The organism is Compostibacter hankyongensis (assembly GCF_039541075.1).
Lineage (GTDB): Bacteria > Bacteroidota > Bacteroidia > Chitinophagales > Chitinophagaceae > Compostibacter > Compostibacter hankyongensis.
In genome coordinates this window covers 1-16,768 of record NZ_BAABFN010000007.1, presented here as the reverse complement: position 1 = coordinate 16,768, position 16,768 = coordinate 1, and the positions used below count along the sequence as shown (strand labels likewise).

Annotated in this window: 13 protein-coding genes; 10 read left to right on the top strand and 3 right to left on the bottom strand. The window is 54.1% G+C overall.

Features of this window, described 5'->3' with window-relative positions:
- Positions 1 to 203 precede the first annotated feature (203 nt).
- The 3 genes from ABD851_RS13535 to ABD851_RS13525 are packed head-to-tail and all read left to right on the top strand — an operon-like array spanning position 204 to position 3,380.
- Positions 204 to 1,355, top strand: coding sequence for a COG1470 family protein (locus tag ABD851_RS13535; protein ID WP_344980154.1), 1,152 nt, complete (start codon positions 204 to 206; stop codon positions 1,353 to 1,355).
- Between the two features lies 1 nt (position 1,356).
- Entirely contained in the window at positions 1,357 to 2,334 is a 978-nt protein-coding gene (locus tag ABD851_RS13530; RefSeq protein WP_344980152.1) for an ABC transporter ATP-binding protein, read from the top strand.
- A gap of 29 nt (positions 2,335 to 2,363) precedes the next feature.
- Positions 2,364 to 3,380 (top strand): ABC transporter permease, encoded by a 1,017-nt coding sequence (locus tag ABD851_RS13525; protein ID WP_344980150.1) that lies wholly within the window; start codon positions 2,364 to 2,366, stop codon positions 3,378 to 3,380.
- 9 nt (positions 3,381 to 3,389) lie between these two features.
- On the opposite strand, the gene ABD851_RS13520 is transcribed toward ABD851_RS13525, so the two are convergent.
- Entirely contained in the window at positions 3,390 to 3,977 is a 588-nt protein-coding gene (locus ABD851_RS13520; RefSeq protein WP_344980148.1) for an RNA polymerase sigma-70 factor, read from the bottom strand.
- 140 nt (positions 3,978 to 4,117) lie between these two features.
- Between ABD851_RS13520 and ABD851_RS13515 the strand changes: the two genes are divergently transcribed.
- The 7 genes from ABD851_RS13515 to ABD851_RS13485 all read left to right on the top strand — a co-directional run bounded on the left by ABD851_RS13515 (position 4,118) and on the right by ABD851_RS13485 (position 14,420).
- A complete protein-coding gene (locus ABD851_RS13515; protein WP_344980146.1) occupies positions 4,118 to 5,350 on the top strand; it encodes a FecR family protein in 1,233 nt (410 codons plus the stop codon).
- A gap of 215 nt (positions 5,351 to 5,565) precedes the next feature.
- The gene (locus tag ABD851_RS13510) at positions 5,566 to 8,943 is read left to right on the top strand and encodes a TonB-dependent receptor (RefSeq protein ID WP_344980144.1); all 3,378 of its coding nucleotides are present in this window, start codon (positions 5,566 to 5,568) and stop codon (positions 8,941 to 8,943) included.
- A gap of 20 nt (positions 8,944 to 8,963) precedes the next feature.
- Positions 8,964 to 11,006, top strand: coding sequence for a RagB/SusD family nutrient uptake outer membrane protein (locus ABD851_RS13505; RefSeq protein ID WP_344980142.1), 2,043 nt, complete (start codon positions 8,964 to 8,966; stop codon positions 11,004 to 11,006).
- 42 nt (positions 11,007 to 11,048) lie between these two features.
- On the top strand, positions 11,049 to 11,843 hold the full coding sequence (locus tag ABD851_RS13500) for a DUF3823 domain-containing protein (RefSeq protein ID WP_344980140.1): 795 nt from the start codon (positions 11,049 to 11,051) through the stop codon (positions 11,841 to 11,843).
- A 4-nt stretch (positions 11,844 to 11,847) separates the two neighbouring features.
- Entirely contained in the window at positions 11,848 to 12,612 is a 765-nt protein-coding gene (locus ABD851_RS13495) for a hypothetical protein (RefSeq protein ID WP_344980138.1), read from the top strand.
- A gap of 84 nt (positions 12,613 to 12,696) precedes the next feature.
- Complete coding sequence (locus ABD851_RS13490; protein WP_344980136.1) at positions 12,697 to 14,025, top strand: hypothetical protein; 1,329 nt, start codon at positions 12,697 to 12,699, stop codon at positions 14,023 to 14,025.
- Between the two features lie 140 nt (positions 14,026 to 14,165).
- Complete coding sequence (locus ABD851_RS13485; protein WP_344980134.1) at positions 14,166 to 14,420, top strand: hypothetical protein; 255 nt, start codon at positions 14,166 to 14,168, stop codon at positions 14,418 to 14,420.
- Here ABD851_RS13485 and ABD851_RS13480 read toward each other — a convergent pair whose 3' ends face one another.
- A complete protein-coding gene (locus tag ABD851_RS13480; protein ID WP_344980132.1) occupies positions 14,421 to 14,849 on the bottom strand; it encodes a DUF3997 domain-containing protein in 429 nt (142 codons plus the stop codon).
- A 7-nt stretch (positions 14,850 to 14,856) separates the two neighbouring features.
- Positions 14,857 to 16,768: RHS repeat domain-containing protein (locus ABD851_RS13475; protein WP_344980130.1), on the bottom strand; the 1,912-nt coding region annotated here is incomplete at its 5' end.

The window sequence follows — 16,768 nt, the reverse complement described above, 5'->3', positions numbered from 1 at the left end:
GATTTGATGATGAAAATCGTCTATTATCAAATTATCAAATCGGCACATTATCAAATTGGCCCCCCTTCAGGGGGTCGGGGGGGTGAGTGAACTTTAACGAATTACTAACAAAATGAGTGTCCCCCGCTTTATAAATTTGTGCTCCCCTCTGGAAGAATTACCTCCACGTTTTCCCATATTAAACCGATTAAAACCGGACACTCATGTATGTACGCGTACAAAAAAGCATTTATTTCCCTGTATTGATCCTCTTTAGCTTCCTTTTTCCGGGTATCCATGCTCACGCCCAGAACACCCTCAGGCTTTATTCCCCTTACTCCCGGATTACCGTTTCCCCCGGCCAGACGATCGATTATTCCATCACGGTGATCAACAACAGCGATGCCATCCAAAGCGCTGATATCTCCCTCTCGGGCTTGCCCCGGAGCTGGACCCATACCCTCAAATCCGGCAGCTGGAACATCAGCCGGATATCCGTATTGCCCAAAGAGAAACAAACCCTTGCCCTGCAGGTGGTGGTGCCCCTGAAGGTCAGCAAAGGCCTGTACCGGTTCCGGATCAGCGCCGGGGATCAGGCCACCCTGCCCCTGAGCGTGGTAGTGGCCCAGGAGGGCACCTATAAAACGGCTTTTACCACTGAGCAACCCAACCTGGAAGGAGCCGCCAATTCCACCTTCACCTTCAATGCCACCCTGAGAAACGAAACCGCAGATACGGCCCTGTACGCCCTGAACGCCGCAGCGCCCCCCGGATGGAACGTGGACTTTAAAGCCAACTACAAACAGGTGTCTTCGGTGAACGTGGACGCCAACCAGACACAGAACATCACCATCGACATCCACCCGCCGGACCAGACCCCCGCCGGTACCTATAAGATACCCGTACGGGCCGCTACGCGCAACAGCAGCGCCAGCATGGAGCTGGAAGTGGCCGTTACGGGATCGTATGATATGTCGCTCAGCACCCCTACCGGCCTGCTGAGCACCGATATCACGGCCGGGGACGAAAAACGGGTAGCCCTGGCCCTGAAAAATACCGGCTCGGCTCCGCTGAAGAATATAAAGCTGAGCTTTGCCGCCCCGGCCAACTGGGATGTGACCTTCGCCCCCCAACAGGTGGACCTGCTGCCCCCCGGGAGAACGGCCGAGGTTTTTGCCACCATCAAGGCCGATAAAAATGCCATAGCGGGCGACTATGTCACCAACCTGACGGCAAAAACCCCGGAGGCTTCCTCAAAGGCCTCGTTCCGGATATCGGTCAGGACGCCCCTGCTCTGGGGATGGGTCGGCGTGCTGATCATCTGCATCGCCCTGGGAAGCGTTTATTATTTGTTCCGCAAATACGGGAGGAGGTAAGGTGGAAGATCGGTATATCATTGAGCTCGACGGCCTGACCAAAAGATACGGCACCCTGACCGCAGTGGACCACCTGGACCTGAAGATCGGCAAAGGGGAGATATTCGGCCTGCTGGGTCCCAACGGCGCGGGAAAATCCACCACCATCCTGATGATGCTGGGGCTGACGGAGCCCAGCGCCGGCCGGGCTACCGTATGTGGCATCGACGCCACCGTGTCGCCGGTAAAGGTAAAAAGGAAGGTGGGCTACCTGCCGGACAATGTAGGGTTTTACGACGACATGACCGGGCTGGAAAACCTGATGTATATCGCGCGGCTCAACCGGCTCAGCCGGAAGGCGGCGCGGGAAAAGGCGCTGCAGCTGCTCGAACGGGTGGGGCTGGCAGATGTGGCCGGGAAGAAGACCGGCAAGTATTCCCGGGGCATGATCCAGCGGCTGGGGCTGGCGGATGTGCTGATCAAAAACCCGGAGGTGATCATCCTCGACGAGCCCACGCTCGGCATCGATCCCCGCGGCGTGCGGGAATTTCTGGACCTGATCGTCGGCCTTAGCCGCGAGGAAGGTCTCACCGTGCTGCTCTCCTCCCACCATCTCCATCAGGTACAGCAGGTATGCGACCGCGTCGGCCTTTTTGTAAGCGGAAAGCTGATCGCGGAAGGCGACATCGCCACCTTATCGGCCCGCCTGTTCTCCAGTGAGCCTTTTATCATCGAGGCGGCGGTGGATGTACCGGCCGGGACAACGCCGGAGCTGCCGGCTGCGCTGATCCTTCTGCGGGAGCGGCTGCTCGGTACGGCGGATATAAAATCGGTGACCTATGAAAAAGGAACGCTGAAAATATCCTGTCTCCGCGACTGCTCCGCGGTCATTGCCAGGGCCATCGTAGAAACGGGAGCCGGCCTGACAGGGCTGTCCAAAAAAGCATACGGGCTGGACGATATCTACCAGCGCTATTTCGAAAAACAGGAAGCGGTGTAAACCGGCTAATCCATACAGACGTAACAGTTATGGCTGCAACTGCTCAACTTACTGCCTTCTTCAAAAAAAGATATACCGCCCGGGAAGGGAAAAGCATGCACCCCTTCCGGGTAATGGTCTTCAAAGAAGTTTCTGACCATGTGCGCAGCTGGCGCTTTATCATACTCGGCGCCCTGATGGTGCTGACCTGCATGGGGGCGCTTTATACCTCCATCACCAACCTCAGCGCGGCGGCGGCAAAGCCGGACGATCCGGACAGCGCCTTCTTTTTCCTGAAATTATTTACCGTGTCCGACGGCACGCTCCCGCCCTTTTTCGTTTTTATCACTTTCCTGGGGCCGCTCATCGGCATCAGCCTGGGGTTCGACGCCATCAATGCAGAGCAGAACGGACGGACGCTGAGCCGCATCATGGCGCAGCCCATCCACCGGGATTACCTGATCAATGCCAAGTTCACCGCTGCGCTGATCATCATCAGCGTCATGTTCTTTGCGCTTACCCTGCTGGTGATCGGCTGCGGGCTGCTGATGATCGGTATCCCGCCCAGCCCGGAAGAGTTCCTGAGGATATTGTCCTTCCTGGCGCTGAGCATCCTGTACGTGGCCTTCTGGCTGAGCCTGTCCATTCTTTTTTCGGTCCGTTTCCGACAGGCGGCCACCTCGGCCCTCACCGCTATTGCCGTCTGGCTTTTCTTCTCGGTTTTCTACCAGATCATCATCAACCTGCTGGCCAAGTCGTTCATTCCCCCGGAAGGCATGGCGCCGCCGGAGCAGATCATCCGGTCGCAGAAGCTGGTGCTGGGACTTTCCCGCCTCATGCCGGGGCAGCTGTTCAGCGACGCCACCACTACCCTGCTGCGCCCGTCGGTGCGCAGCCTGGGGCCGCTGACCATGACGCAGGTATACGGCGCCATCCCCAGTCCCCTGCCCCTCGGGCAGAGCCTGCTGCTGGTATGGCCGCAGCTTACCGGGCTTATCGCGGCGACGGCATTGTGCTTCGCCATTTCCTATGTGCTTTTTATGCGCAGGGAGATCCGCTCCCGGTGAGGCGGGCGGCTAAGGACAGTAAAGCGACAAGATACACAGCAGCAGCATTACATCCCCGTACTCCTTCAACCGCAGCCGGAGGATGCGCAGGGCTTTGCCCACATGCTTCTCTACCGTGTTCACCGAAATATGCATACGCTCCGCTATTTCTTTATAGGAAAGCTGCTCGTCCCGGCTCAGCCGGAAGGCCTCCCTGCACTGCGGGGAAAGCGCGGCTACCGCATGGCTGATCTGCATTTCGGCTTCCTTTACATACAGCGCGCTGAGGCTCAGCGCCTCGGCATGTCCGGAGGCAGACAGCTCTCCTTCCTGCCGGGCAAGATCCCGGATATCTTTCAGGTAACGGGATCGCGTATACGCTGTTCTCAGCTCATGTAATATCTTATTCTGTAAGGTGGCGTAGAGATAGGCTCTTACATTTCCGCCGGCATACAGCGAGGCAGCCTTTACCCACAGGTTGACAAATACATCCTGCACGATCTCTTCGGCGCGGGGTACGGAAGGTATCCGCTTGTAGGTCTTCCGGCAAAGCGCGGCATAATACCGGTTATATAACATTTCAAAAGCCTGCACATTTCCTTCCCGCAGGGAGGACAACAGCTCCTGATCGCTATCGGTATGATGGATGGAATCCCTAATAGTAAATCGATTTTGCAGTAAAGGTAAAAAAATTTCAATTCGACATGGCGGTAACCGCCTTTTGATGCAATTCCTAAGATGGAAATCCCATCAAGCGCATGACAGAAGCAGAACTGACCATGCTGATCCGGAGATATCTTTCCGGAGAAGCTACTCAGGATGAAAAAATAAAAGTTGAGCAGTGGTACGAATCCTTCGACGGCGCCGCTCCGGAATTTATGGACGGGAATGCGGAGCGGATAAAGGAATCAGCAGCCAGGAGCCTTGATGCCATCCGGAAAAAGATGGCGGCACATACAGCAAAGCAGGAGAAAGCCGCAGCGCTTGTTTCCATCCGGGGCGGACGCGCCAAGGCTTACCGGTGGCGGGTAGCCGCAGCCGCGGTCCTGTTGCTGCTTTTTTCGGGGACCGCCTATTTTCTGACGCACACCTCCGGCGGACAGCAGACCGGGAAGGCCGTACCGGTGGTGAAACACGACATTGCCCCGGGCGGCAACAAAGCAATGCTGACCCTGGGAAACGGTACCCGGATCACGCTGGACTCCATCCATCCCGGCATGCTCCCCGTACAGGGAAATGTCCGTATCATGAAGCTGGGCAACGGAAGGCTGGTCTGCAAAGCCGTAAACGAAAAGGGGAAGTCACCGGAGCGCATCTCGTTCAACACGCTCACAACCCCGCGGGGCGGGCAATACGAGATCATCCTGCCCGACGGCACAAGGGTATGGCTGAATGCGGCTTCCTCCATCCGTTTTCCAACGGCCTTTACCGGAGGACCCAGGGAGGTACAGGTGACGGGAGAAGCTTATTTTGAAGTAACCCGGGATGCGAAACGTCCTTTTATCGTGAAGGTGCCTCCTTCTCCCGGGGAAGAAGCGTTGTGGGAAATAAAGGTGCTGGGTACGCATTTCAATGTAAATGCCTATAACGACGAAGCCAGCATGAAAGTAACCCTGCTGGAAGGAAAGGTAAAGGTTTCGGAACGGGGTCCTGGCGACAGCGGGATCCGCAGCGCAAAGGTGGTCAGGCCCGGCGAGCAGGCCCGGGTAAAAAAAGACGGGATCATAAAGCTGGTAAAAAATGCAGATACCGAGAAGACGATGGCATGGACGCATGATCTTTTCTGGTTTGAGAACGATGATGTACATGCCGTGATGCGCCAGCTTTCCCGCTGGTATGATGTGGATATCGTTGTGCAGGGAGATATCCGCGACCGCTTTACGGGGTCCATTCCGCGCAACCTGACCTTCTCCAGGATCTTCGAGATCCTGCAGCAGACAGGCGGTATGCATTATGAGATCGAGAACCGAAAAATAATTGTTTCATCCTAAACCGGATACTTATGAGCCAATAACTGCTGTATGGCAAAAACCGGCCTCTACGGACATAGAGACCGGCAGGAAGCCAAACAAATCACCATCTGTCGGACAGCGTATTTATTTAACCCAAAGACGAAATTATGCATTTCAGTGCTCTTTCCAAAGCCGGAAAATGGCTGTGGCATTGTTACTTTCCAAGGTTCGTGCTGGCTATGCAAATGACAAGTATGCTCTTGCTCGCCACCTGCATACCGGTAAGCGCCCATGCTTATGCGCAAAAGGTGACCCTTGTCGAAAAAAATATCTCCCTGAAGACGGTCTTCCGGGAGATCCGCAGACAAACCGGCTACAACTTTATTTATTCCGATAAAACCATCCGTACGGCTGCGCCGGTGACATTGGTGGCTGAGAAAATGCCGCTCGAAGATGTGCTGGAAATGTGCTTTGCCGGACAGCGGCTTACCTATGCCCTTGCAGATAAAATGATCATCGTAAAGCCCGGTCCGCCCTTCCGGACCACGCTGGCCGATAAGACCATCCGGGGTCAGGTCAGGGATTCTCTCACGGGCAAGCCCCTCTCCGGCGTTACCCTACAGGTAAAAGGAAGCAGCACCGGAACGGTTACCGATGCGCAGGGCAACTACAGTCTCGATGTTGCTCCCGGCGCCATACTGGTCGTCTCCTATCTGGGGTACAATCCCAAAGAGGTGCCGGTGGGCGCGCTGACTGTCGTCAACATCACGCTCGCTTCCGCCACAACCGGACTGAACCAGCTGGTGGTGGTCGGCTATGGTACACAGAAGAAGGCCACCCTTACCGGAGCCGTATCCGCCATCAGCGCAAAGGAGATCGTTACCACCAAGAACGAGAACCCCCAGAACATGCTCACCGGTAAGATACCGGGGGTACGGGTGGTGCAGCGGACAGCCGAACCCGGCACCTTCAACAATGCCTTCGACATCCGGGGCCTCGGAGCGCCGCTGATCGTGATCGACGGGGTTCCGCGCACCGCAGCCGATTTCCAGCGGCTGAACGCCAACGATATCGACAACATCTCCGTGCTGAAAGATGCCTCCGCCGCCATCTACGGCGTACGCGCGGCCAACGGCGTAGTGCTGGTGACCACCAAAAAGGGAACCGACAACAAGAGCACGCTCACGTACGACGGCAACTATATGTGGCAATTCCCCTCCGGGCTGCCCAAGACGGTAGACATCTATCAATACATGACCCTCCGGAACGAGCAGGCCATGCATAACATCAACGGCGGCTCACCCGTCTTTGACGACCAGCAGTTCGAAGATTACCGCTCGGGTAAAAAGCAAAGCACCGACTGGTACCCGCTCGTGTTTTCCGCTTATGCCCCGCAGACCCAGCACAACCTCAGCGCCACCGGCGGAAACGACAAGATACAGTACTATGTAGGCGCCGGATACCTGTATCAGGGCAGCTTTTTCAAGTCCAACGACCTGAATTATTCCCGGTACAACCTCCGGACGAATATTACGGCGGAGATCGCCAGACAGTTTACCCTGGATGCAGGGATCAACCTCGTCACCGAATTGCAGAACCGCCCTTACCAGGACTCCTGGTGGATCATCCGGGGCTTCTGGAGACAGGGCCCGCAGATCCCGGCCTATGCCAACAACGATCCTACCAAGCCTTTTCAGGGCCTTATCGAGGGCGACAATCCCGTGTCTTTTATGGACAAGGATCTGGTCGGATACCGCAAATTCAGCAACAGCTGGATTCAGCCCAACCTCGGTCTGAAGTTTGACGTGCCCGGCATAAAAGGACTCTATGCCCGGACGCTCTTCAGCTACGACTACAGCATGAACAACTGGAAAGCCTTTCAGCGGGAATACCAGCAGTACCAGTACGACGAGGCGTCGCAGACCTTCAGCACCTTCACCCGGCAGTCGCCGAACAGGCTTACCCGGGAAGCTTACTTCAGATCGCAGGTCCTGTCCCAGACCTCGCTCAACTACAGCGGGTTATTCGACCGGCACCAGGTAAGCGGCACTATGGTCTGGGAAGTGCAGAAACGAACGGGCGATAATCTTGTAGCCCAAAGGGACCTGGCGCTGCCGCTGCCCTATCTGTTTGCCGGTGTTTCTTCCGGTCAGATCGGCACCATGAATACCGGCAAGCATAACGACATTGAAGACCTGTATGAAAATACCAACATGGGACTGGCCGGCCGGTTCGATTACTCCTACGCCGATAAGTACCTGGCCGAATTCCTGTTCCGGTACGACGGGTCTTCCAAATTCGGACCCGGGTACCAGTGGGGCTTTTTCCCCGGCGGATCGGTGGGATGGCGTCTTTCGGAAGAAAGCTTTATCAAGAATTCCGCCGCCCTGTCCTTCGTGAACCAGCTGAAGCTCCGCGCCTCCTACGGCGTCACCGGGGACGATGGCGCCTCCACCTATCAATGGACCTCCGGTTACAACTATCCTTCGGCCACAGACCGGCGCAACTTCACCGGCGGCTATGTCTTCGACGGCAACTTTATCGCCAGCGCCAACAGCACCGGCATCTCCAATCCCGAGATTACCTGGTATACCTCCAAGACCTTCGACGTAGGAATAGATTTTGAAGGATGGAACGGCCTGCTGGGCTTTACCGTGGATTACTTCAACCGGAAAAGAGAAGGCCTGCTGGCGCAGCGAAACGGCGGCATACCCACCGTGGTGGGGGCAGCGCTCCCGCAGGAAAACCTGAACGGCGACATGAGCTTCGGGTACGATCTGGAAGTCTCCCACCGCAATACTATCGGAGCGCTGGGCTATAACCTGAAGGCCATTATGTCCTATACCCGCATCAAGGCCCTGTATGTGGAAAGAGGTGCCTACGGCAGCTCCTGGAGCAACTGGAGGAATAACCAGAACGACCGTTACCAGGGCGTATGGTGGGGATATACCAGCGCCGGCCGGTACGATTCCTGGGAAGATATCTGGTCCAGCCCCACTTATATCGGCCGGGGCACCGTGCCCGGTGATTACAAGTACGAGGACTGGAACGGCGACGGGGAAATAAACGGTCTGGACAGCCATCCCTACCAGACGGGCACGACCAGCTGGATGAATATGGGGTCCGTACCCTGGATGAACTTCAGCCTGATCGGCAGCGCCACCTTTAAAGGATTTGACCTGAACTTCCTGCTGCAGGGAGCGGCCATGGCCACCGTGCAATACGTGGAGCAGCTGTATCAGCCGCTGTGGGGCAACAGCGAGTCCGCGGCCATGGTGCAGTTTATGGACCGCTGGCATCCGGCCGATCCCAAAGCGGATCCCTACGATCCCGCCACAACATGGATATCCGGTCATTATGCGTATACCGGCACGCTGCCCGACGTGGCTTCTTCCTATAACTCCGTAGACGGAAGCTATCTGCGTCTGAAAAGCATTGAGCTGGGGTATACGCTGCCTTCGCAAACGGTAAGCCGCTGGGGGCTCAGCAATGTGCGCGTGTATGTCAACGGGTACAACCTGGTCACCTTTACTAAGGTTAAGTATGTCGATCCGGAGCATCCGAACGATACCTACGGTTATCTGTACCCGCTGAACAAAACCGTTTCGGCCGGGCTGAGCGTTACCTTCTAATCAAGCAAAAACACCGGAACATGAAGCCAAAATATGTATTATTCATCCTGATAGCCGTGCTGGGATGCGCTTTCACTTCCTGTAAAGACTATCTGGATATACCGCCCAAGAATATCATACAGGACAAAGACGTTTTTTCAGGAACGAAAGGCATGATGCTGTACCTGTCCCGCATGTACAGCCAGATGCCTTTTGAGGATTTCAAATATTCGCCCCAGCGTCAGTTTTTTGACGACTGGCTGGTCACCCCGGGCACCAGCGAGGGCTCCTCCATCGGACGCGATGCGGGTGCGGCCATGGTCAATGAAGGATCGCAAAGAAACAACGAATACTGGGGCCGTGCTTTTGCCTTGCTGCGCGATGCCAACTACCTGCTGGAAAACCTGCCCACTTATAAAGCCAATTTCAGCGATGCCGAGTATAACGACTTTATAGGAGAAGGTTATTTTGCCCGGGCCATGGTATTCTATGCCCTGGCCAAGCGCTACGGCGGCATGCCGCTGGTGACCTCGGTGCTCAAATATCCAGAAAACCCGGCGGCGGAGCTTGAGGTGCCCCGCGCCACCGAAGAGGAAACCTGGGATCAGGTGCTGGCCGATTTTAACAAGGCCATCGAGAACCTTCCGGAAACCAGTCCCGTGCGCGGCTATGCCAACAAATACGTGGCGCTGGGCTTCAAGTCGGAGGCCATGCTGTTTGCGGGATGCGTGGCCAAATACAACAAGATCACCGGGTTCGGTCAGAAAACAAAGGTGCGGGTGATCGGCTTCGATCCGAACAAAGCAGCAGCCGCTTCCAAGAAATATTTCGAGGAAGCCTATAATGCCGCCAGCGAGATCATGAAATCCGGCAAGTATTCCCTGTATAAACAAAAGTGGGCTGCCAATGATAAGGAAGCCCAGTACCAGAATATGGTGGACATGTGGTTCGACCTTTCCAGCCCGGAGAATATCTATATCAAAGAATACAAATATCCCGACCTCGCCCACGGTTATGATGCCTATAACATTCCGCGTCAGCTCATGGGGGGCAACGGCTACTCTGCCGGCAACTGCCCGGTGCTCGATTTTGTGGAGTTGTTTGACGGGTTTGCCAAAAATCCGGACGGCACCATCAAGGTACTTGATGCCAATGGTAAATACCTGCTGTTCGACAAGGTCACCGATATCTTTGCCAATGCCGAGCCGCGGCTCCGCGCCTATGTGATCCTGCCCGGGGATGTATTCAAAGGACAGGAGATCGAGATCCGCAGGGGCATTTATACCGGCAGCGCGGCCGGAGGCATCGCCCCCCTGAGAACGGTCAACGGCATCACCGATTACGGCCTTTCCGGGGCCTCCAACTACAACCAGGTAGACGCCTACCTCGCCAAAGGCGCTTTTGCCGGAAAGAAATCGCTGTTCTTATCCACCAACAGCACCAACCACGAAACGGTAAAGCTTCCGGACGGCACGGTCATGAACGCCGGCGGCAAAAGCGGACCTTTTACGGCAGACCGTACCGCAGCCTATACCGGCTTTACCGTCCGCAAATGGCTGAACCCGAATATGCCCCAGGCTGACGTGCTGGAAGGACAGTCCGAACAACCGTTTATCCTGATGCGGTATGCGGAGATCCTGCTCAATGCTGCAGAAGCCGGCGCCGAGCTGATCGCGGCGGGAGAATCATCGTTGGACGGCGACGATCTGCAGGCCATCGCCTTTAATGCCATAAAAGACATCCGCGAACGGGCCGGAGCCGATCCCCTGACCGGTCCCGCAACCATCCCGGTGATCCGGAGAGAACGCCGGAAAGAGCTGGCCTTTGAGCATAAGGTGCTCTGGGATATCCGGCGCTGGAGAACGCAGCATTCCGACATGCTGAACGGATCGACCCAGCAGGACGGCGCGTATTACCGGGGATTGTATCCTTTCTACTCTTCGGTGACGGGCAAATACTTCTTTGACGCCGGCTTTGAAGAGAGCAGGACCCGTTTCCGCATGACGGAACAGGAGTATTACTTTGCCATACCTGCCGGTGAAGTATCCAAGAGCCCGGCTATTGATCAGCAGCCCGGCCGGTAGTAGAAAACAAAAGAAGATGTTATCACTGAAAAATATTAACAGATGAAAAATCACCTTATCCTGATTTCTTTCCTGTTTATCACCTTGTACTCCTGCAAAGTGGACAATTACGATCTGCCCGGCGAGACCCTCAGGGGCCGGGTCGTCGATGCGGCCACAGGGGAACCTGTCCTGACCGATCAGGGCAGCGAAGGGACCCGGGTCAGGATGCGCGAGCTGAGCTGGAAAGAAGCCGCACCGGAGAATCTGGATATTTTCTGCATGAAAGAAGGTATCTTTCAGAACACAAAAGTATTCCGGGGCTATTACAACATCCGGGTCGACGGGGCATTCATCCCCCTGGTCCGGCTCAATGCAGACGGGGACACCCTGGCGGACGAATCGCAGAACGTGGAGATAAAAGGCGTCACCACGGTAGAGTTCAAGGTTCAGCCCTTCCTTAAGCTGGAGTGGGTAGGTACGCCTACCGTAAAGGACGGCAAGGTCACGGCCACGGTAAAGGTTACACGCGCCGTCAGCCCTGCGGATTTCAAGGCCAAGATCGAGCCGATGGGCGGCTACAGCGATGATATGCTGAATGTAACCGATGTCCGCCTGTTTGTGAGCGAGGTGCCGTTTGTGGGATATCGCGAATGGGACAACCGGTATTCCACCATTATCGAATACCCCGGAGATGCCTTTGAGCCCTTGCTGGGAAAGCCCGTTACCATTACCACACAGGGCGTCATCCCTGCCGGGAGGACCGTCTTTATCCGCGCTGCGGCCAGGATCAACTATGCTACGGAAAACATCAAACGTCATAACTACAATGAAGCCTTACGCGTCGACATCCCCTGATCTTATGCGAACCTCTTTTTTTTATCTCCTGTTTTTGGGCCTCCTGTCCGGGCTTACCCTGGCTGCACAGGGCCAGGAGAAGACCTGCTTCCAGACCAGCAGTCCCTGGATACCCGAGATAGACGTCCGTTCGGACGTGGCCATCGTTTATGGCGCCAACGACCGGCACAACATGACCTTTCAGGAACGGGTCCGTTCCTGGAGGGAACGCGGTTATAAAACCCATTTTATGACCGGTATCGCCTGGGGCGGCTACCAGGACTATTTTTACGGCCGCTGGGACGGAAAAATGCACCTGGATGAGGTACAGGTAGCCATCCACAATGACAGCGTATGGCATGGGCACGGCACCCCTTATATCGTGCCCTCGCTGACCTACATCAACTACATGAAGCAGGCGGTGGTCAAAAAGGTGATCGACGCCGGCATTACCTCGCTGTATTTCGAAGAGCCCGAGTTCTGGGCACGCTCCGGCTACAGCGATGCTTTCAAAGCGGAATGGCAAAAATACTACGGCTTTCCCTGGCGGCCGCAGGATGCTTCGCCGGAAAACACCTATCTCGCCAACAAGCTGAAATACCACCTGTATTACCGTGCGCTCAAAGAAGTATCCGCCTTTGCAAAGGAATACGGAAAGAAAAAAGGGCTGGATGTCAAGGTTTATATTCCCACCCATTCGCTGGTCAATTATTCGTCCTGGCAGATCGTAAGCCCCGAGGCCAGCCTGGCTTCGCTGCCAGGCATCGACGGCTACATCGCCCAGGTATGAACCGGCACCTCCCGGGAGCCGACCTTCTTCGACGGCGTTAAAAAAGAGCGGGTCTTTGAAAACGCTTTTCTCGAATACGGCTCTATGGTTTCCATGACCGCCCCCACCGGCCGGAAGATGATCTTTCTGACCGATCCCATTGAAGACCGGGCACGGGACTGGGGCGATTACAAACGCAACTACGAGGCCACCTTTACCGCAGAGCTGCTGTATCCCATGACCGACAACTACGAGGTAATGCCCTGGCCGGAACGGATATTCACCCGGCCGTACCGCCTGCCCAACAGCGATTCCAGCGCGCTGATCCCGAAATATTACTCCACGCAGATGCTGGTGATGGTCAACGCCCTCAACCATGTTCCCCTGTCGGACAACAAGGTCAGCGGGGCGCAGGGCATCGGCGTGCTGATGGGCAACTCGCTGATGTTTCAGCGTTTCCCCACGCATAACAGCTACGAAGACCCGCAGTTTTCCAACTTCTACGGGCAGACGCTGCCCCTGGTCAAGCGCGGCGTGCCCGTGGAAACGGTCCATATGGAAAACCTCTCCTACCCCGCTACCCTGAAGCACATCAAGGTGCTGGTGATGAGCTATTCCAACATGAAGCCGATGAGTCCCGAGGTGCATCAGCAGCTGGCCGACTGGGTCCGGAAGGGCGGCTGCCTGGTATACTGCGGTGCCGACAGCGATCCTTACCAGGGCGTAATGGAATGGTGGAACACAAAAGGCAATCATTTCAAAGCGCCTTCCGAACATTTATTCCAACTGCTCGGCATCCGCCCTGCAGCAACCGGCAAGCAGGCCCAAAGATTCAGCGCGGGCAAAGGCACCGTATACGTCATCCGGCAGGACCCCAAGGAATTTGTGATGCAGGAGAACGGAGACAAGGCTTACCTGAATATGATCACCCGCGCCTATCAGGACGATGCCAAGGCGGGACAGCTGACCTGGAAAAACAGCTTCTTCCTCCGCCGCGGTCCCTACGATCTCGTTTCCGTGATGGACGAAGGCGTCAGCGCCGCGCCTTACGTAGTGAAGGGGCCCGTGATCGACCTGTTTGACCCCAAGCTGCCTGTCCTGAAGGAAAAAACCGTCAACCCCGGCCAGCAGGCCTTTCTGTATGACCTGAGCCAGGTAAAGGACAAGCAGCGCCCCACGGTGCTGGCGTCTGCCTCCCGGATCTACGACGAACAGCGCAACGGCCGCAGCTATACCTTCACCGCCAAAGGACCGCTCCATACGGTGAACAGTATGCGTGTGCTGCTGCCCTCCCGCCCCGGCCAGATCGGGCTGACCGGCAAATCGGGAAAGCAAATCTCACCCGCCCAAACCGACTGGGACGCGCTGACCCATACCCTGTACATCAGCTGTGATAATGATCCGGATGGGGTGAAGGTGAGATTGGGGTGGTAATGGCTTATCCTTTTGTGCTATGGGGCGCTATTGGAATGATGATGCAAAGCCTGATGAAGAGGCGCTCAAGAAATACTGATTTTTAAGTATTTTTCGCTTATCCCGGCGGGCGTAATTTAGCGGTATCAAAGGATATCGCTATGAAAAAAATAGTATTATGGTTACTGATACCCGCGTTGCTGTCCGGTATTACCGGATGCAAAAAAAACGAGCGCGGTGGAAAGACCCCTCCCGGCGGATATTATTTAAGAGCTAAGCTAAACGGTGTATTAACCGATTTCTCAACAGGGGCGGGCTTCAGTGCCATGGGAGACGACGGAAAAATGTCGGTGATCGATTTAGCCGGATATTCGGGCGTTGTTCATTGCTTACATACATACAATTGGAAAAAGTAGTCATTCCGAAATTGGATTTAATTTCAAATTACCCGAAATATCTAATTCCTTTCTTCTTAATAAATATTCATTTTTAGTTAGCGGCCCTATAACAACATCATTTCTTTTTTCTATTATCCAGTATTGAAGACTATCCTTTCCCCTTTGTGTTTCCCAAAGAGAATCCTGTAAATTGAAATAAACTTTAGCTCTTAGTGAAGCATTTCTATAGACAATAATAAAGTTTTTGTCAAACTGACAATCTATTATTCTTCCCAATATAATATCATCAAAAAAAGCGGGATTATTATCATCTATTTTAGAAATAGTCGTGTTATAATTTTCTCCTAACAAATAGTAACCATTGCCAAGATCATATTCGCTTTCGGCATGAAGGCAGCCGATTAAAATAAATGCAAAAAAGAAGATCAAACAAATACAATTTTTCATAGCATATTTAATTTTTTATTGCGCTTGACCCTTCTCCTATGAAATTTATTATTTTCATTAAAAAAGTAGGTTCTTTTTTCAAATGACCATATCCGTATGGTATCATGTCAAATCCATATTGAGAATTAATCCCATGTATATCTCTTAGAGTTTTTATAAATGGATGACGAATAAAAAATTCATATGTCCAGGTACCCAAACCTTCATGCCATGCTTTTTTTAGATCATGTTGATCATAATCAAATCGGTCATTACTAAGTCTCACTCTTCCATCCGCCGAAATTAATGTCATATAGTTTTTTCCCCATGGTCCATAAGTATTAAGAGGAGTATTGTGAATTAAAGTCGTATTTATTCTCTTACCACTTCCAATACCTGAGAAATCACTAATGTATAAGTTTCCAAAATCAATTCCAGAAGCATCTAAAAATACTGGTACATCTCCATTTTTTCTACCCCACTTGAGCAAATCATTATAACTCATTACTCCGTCATAATCGGGCCTATTAGGTAAATTATAATAACTATTTAAAAAATTACTTCTTGCTATTTTACCATCTAAGGCAGTTTGTCCTAAATTCTCTCTCATCGCATCTTCATGGCTCATATTTTGTTTAAAATTAGCCTTATCCATTATAATGGCATCACCTTGCAATCCCTGATCATCAGTACCCAAAAGATTTCCACTTCGGTCAAAGATAGGGGAAGACGCAATCCCCACCCCCACCGCTGTGAAGGCATTGTTGATCATGTTGCTGGTGGATATTGCATTCTGGACCATGCCGGCATCTTGCAGGGTATGTATCGATATGCTTAAGGCACGTGCTAACGGCGAATTGGCAAATTGCGAAATGCCTGCACCTACCTTTTCAAAAAATATCGCCATCGAAGAGGTCCCGGGGCAAGGGATGCCGAAGGGTACTAATCCATCCACATCAATATTAGCAATCGGATCATTGGCTGCATATTGATAGGGGCTTAACGTAGCAAGATTGTCGGTTATGGGATCCTGCTCTATAAACCGTCCGATCTGCGGGTCATAATTGCGGAAACCGTAATCATAGATATCCAAACCCACCCCATCGCTGAACTCCAGGTGGTTGAGCTCCTTGCCGTTGTATTTGAACCGGTTCTCCAGCCGGAGGGGAGCCAGGGTGCTGATGCCTGCCATGGTCTGGCCGAAAGGATAATAATGCGTCTCCTCCAGTACCGGGCCGGTGGACTGGGTCACCACAAGGTTGTCAAAGAGCACGTCCTGCTGAGATTCGTTGCTGGTGTAGACATACACATAGCCGGACTTCTTGGCCACCACCTCTCCGCTGGACAGTGTCTCCAGTTCATCGGGCTCCGCCTGCACCTGCTTCACCCCGCTGCTTTCCTCTACGAAGTTAAGCTGATTGTCAAAGAATACATAATTCAAAAAGGACCTGGGCTTTTGATTGTTGAGAACCTGGGGATCCTTCTGTTTGAGCTGCTGCAGATCGTTTGCCGTGAACCGCGGCCCCTGGCCCTCGCCGGCAATAAAGGCGGATGCCTGGTGCCCCGGATCGGCAGGTCCGGCCAATCCGGGCAGCGCAGCCAGCAGGGAGCTGACCATCTCCTCAGCCGGGATGGAAGGCTGATCCGGGGCCGTACCCTGCTGGTGGTAATAGTCCCGGACGGCCGCCTGCAGGGTGTCTCCGGCCATCACCTTCAGGATGATAGAGGGACCGATCCTGCGGTCCGGTTCCCGGGCATTGAGCAGGGCAACAGCCGTGTTGGGGGTCGTGGTCTCATCTTCGGGATAGCCCTGAGGTTTTGCCGTGCGGGTTTGATCGACATTGTAGAACAGCGCATTCTCCTTTGCCGTATTGGCGGGCTCCATGGTGGCCATGTATTGGGAAAGGTCTGTCTGCTCGGTCAGCACCATCCGCACGTCG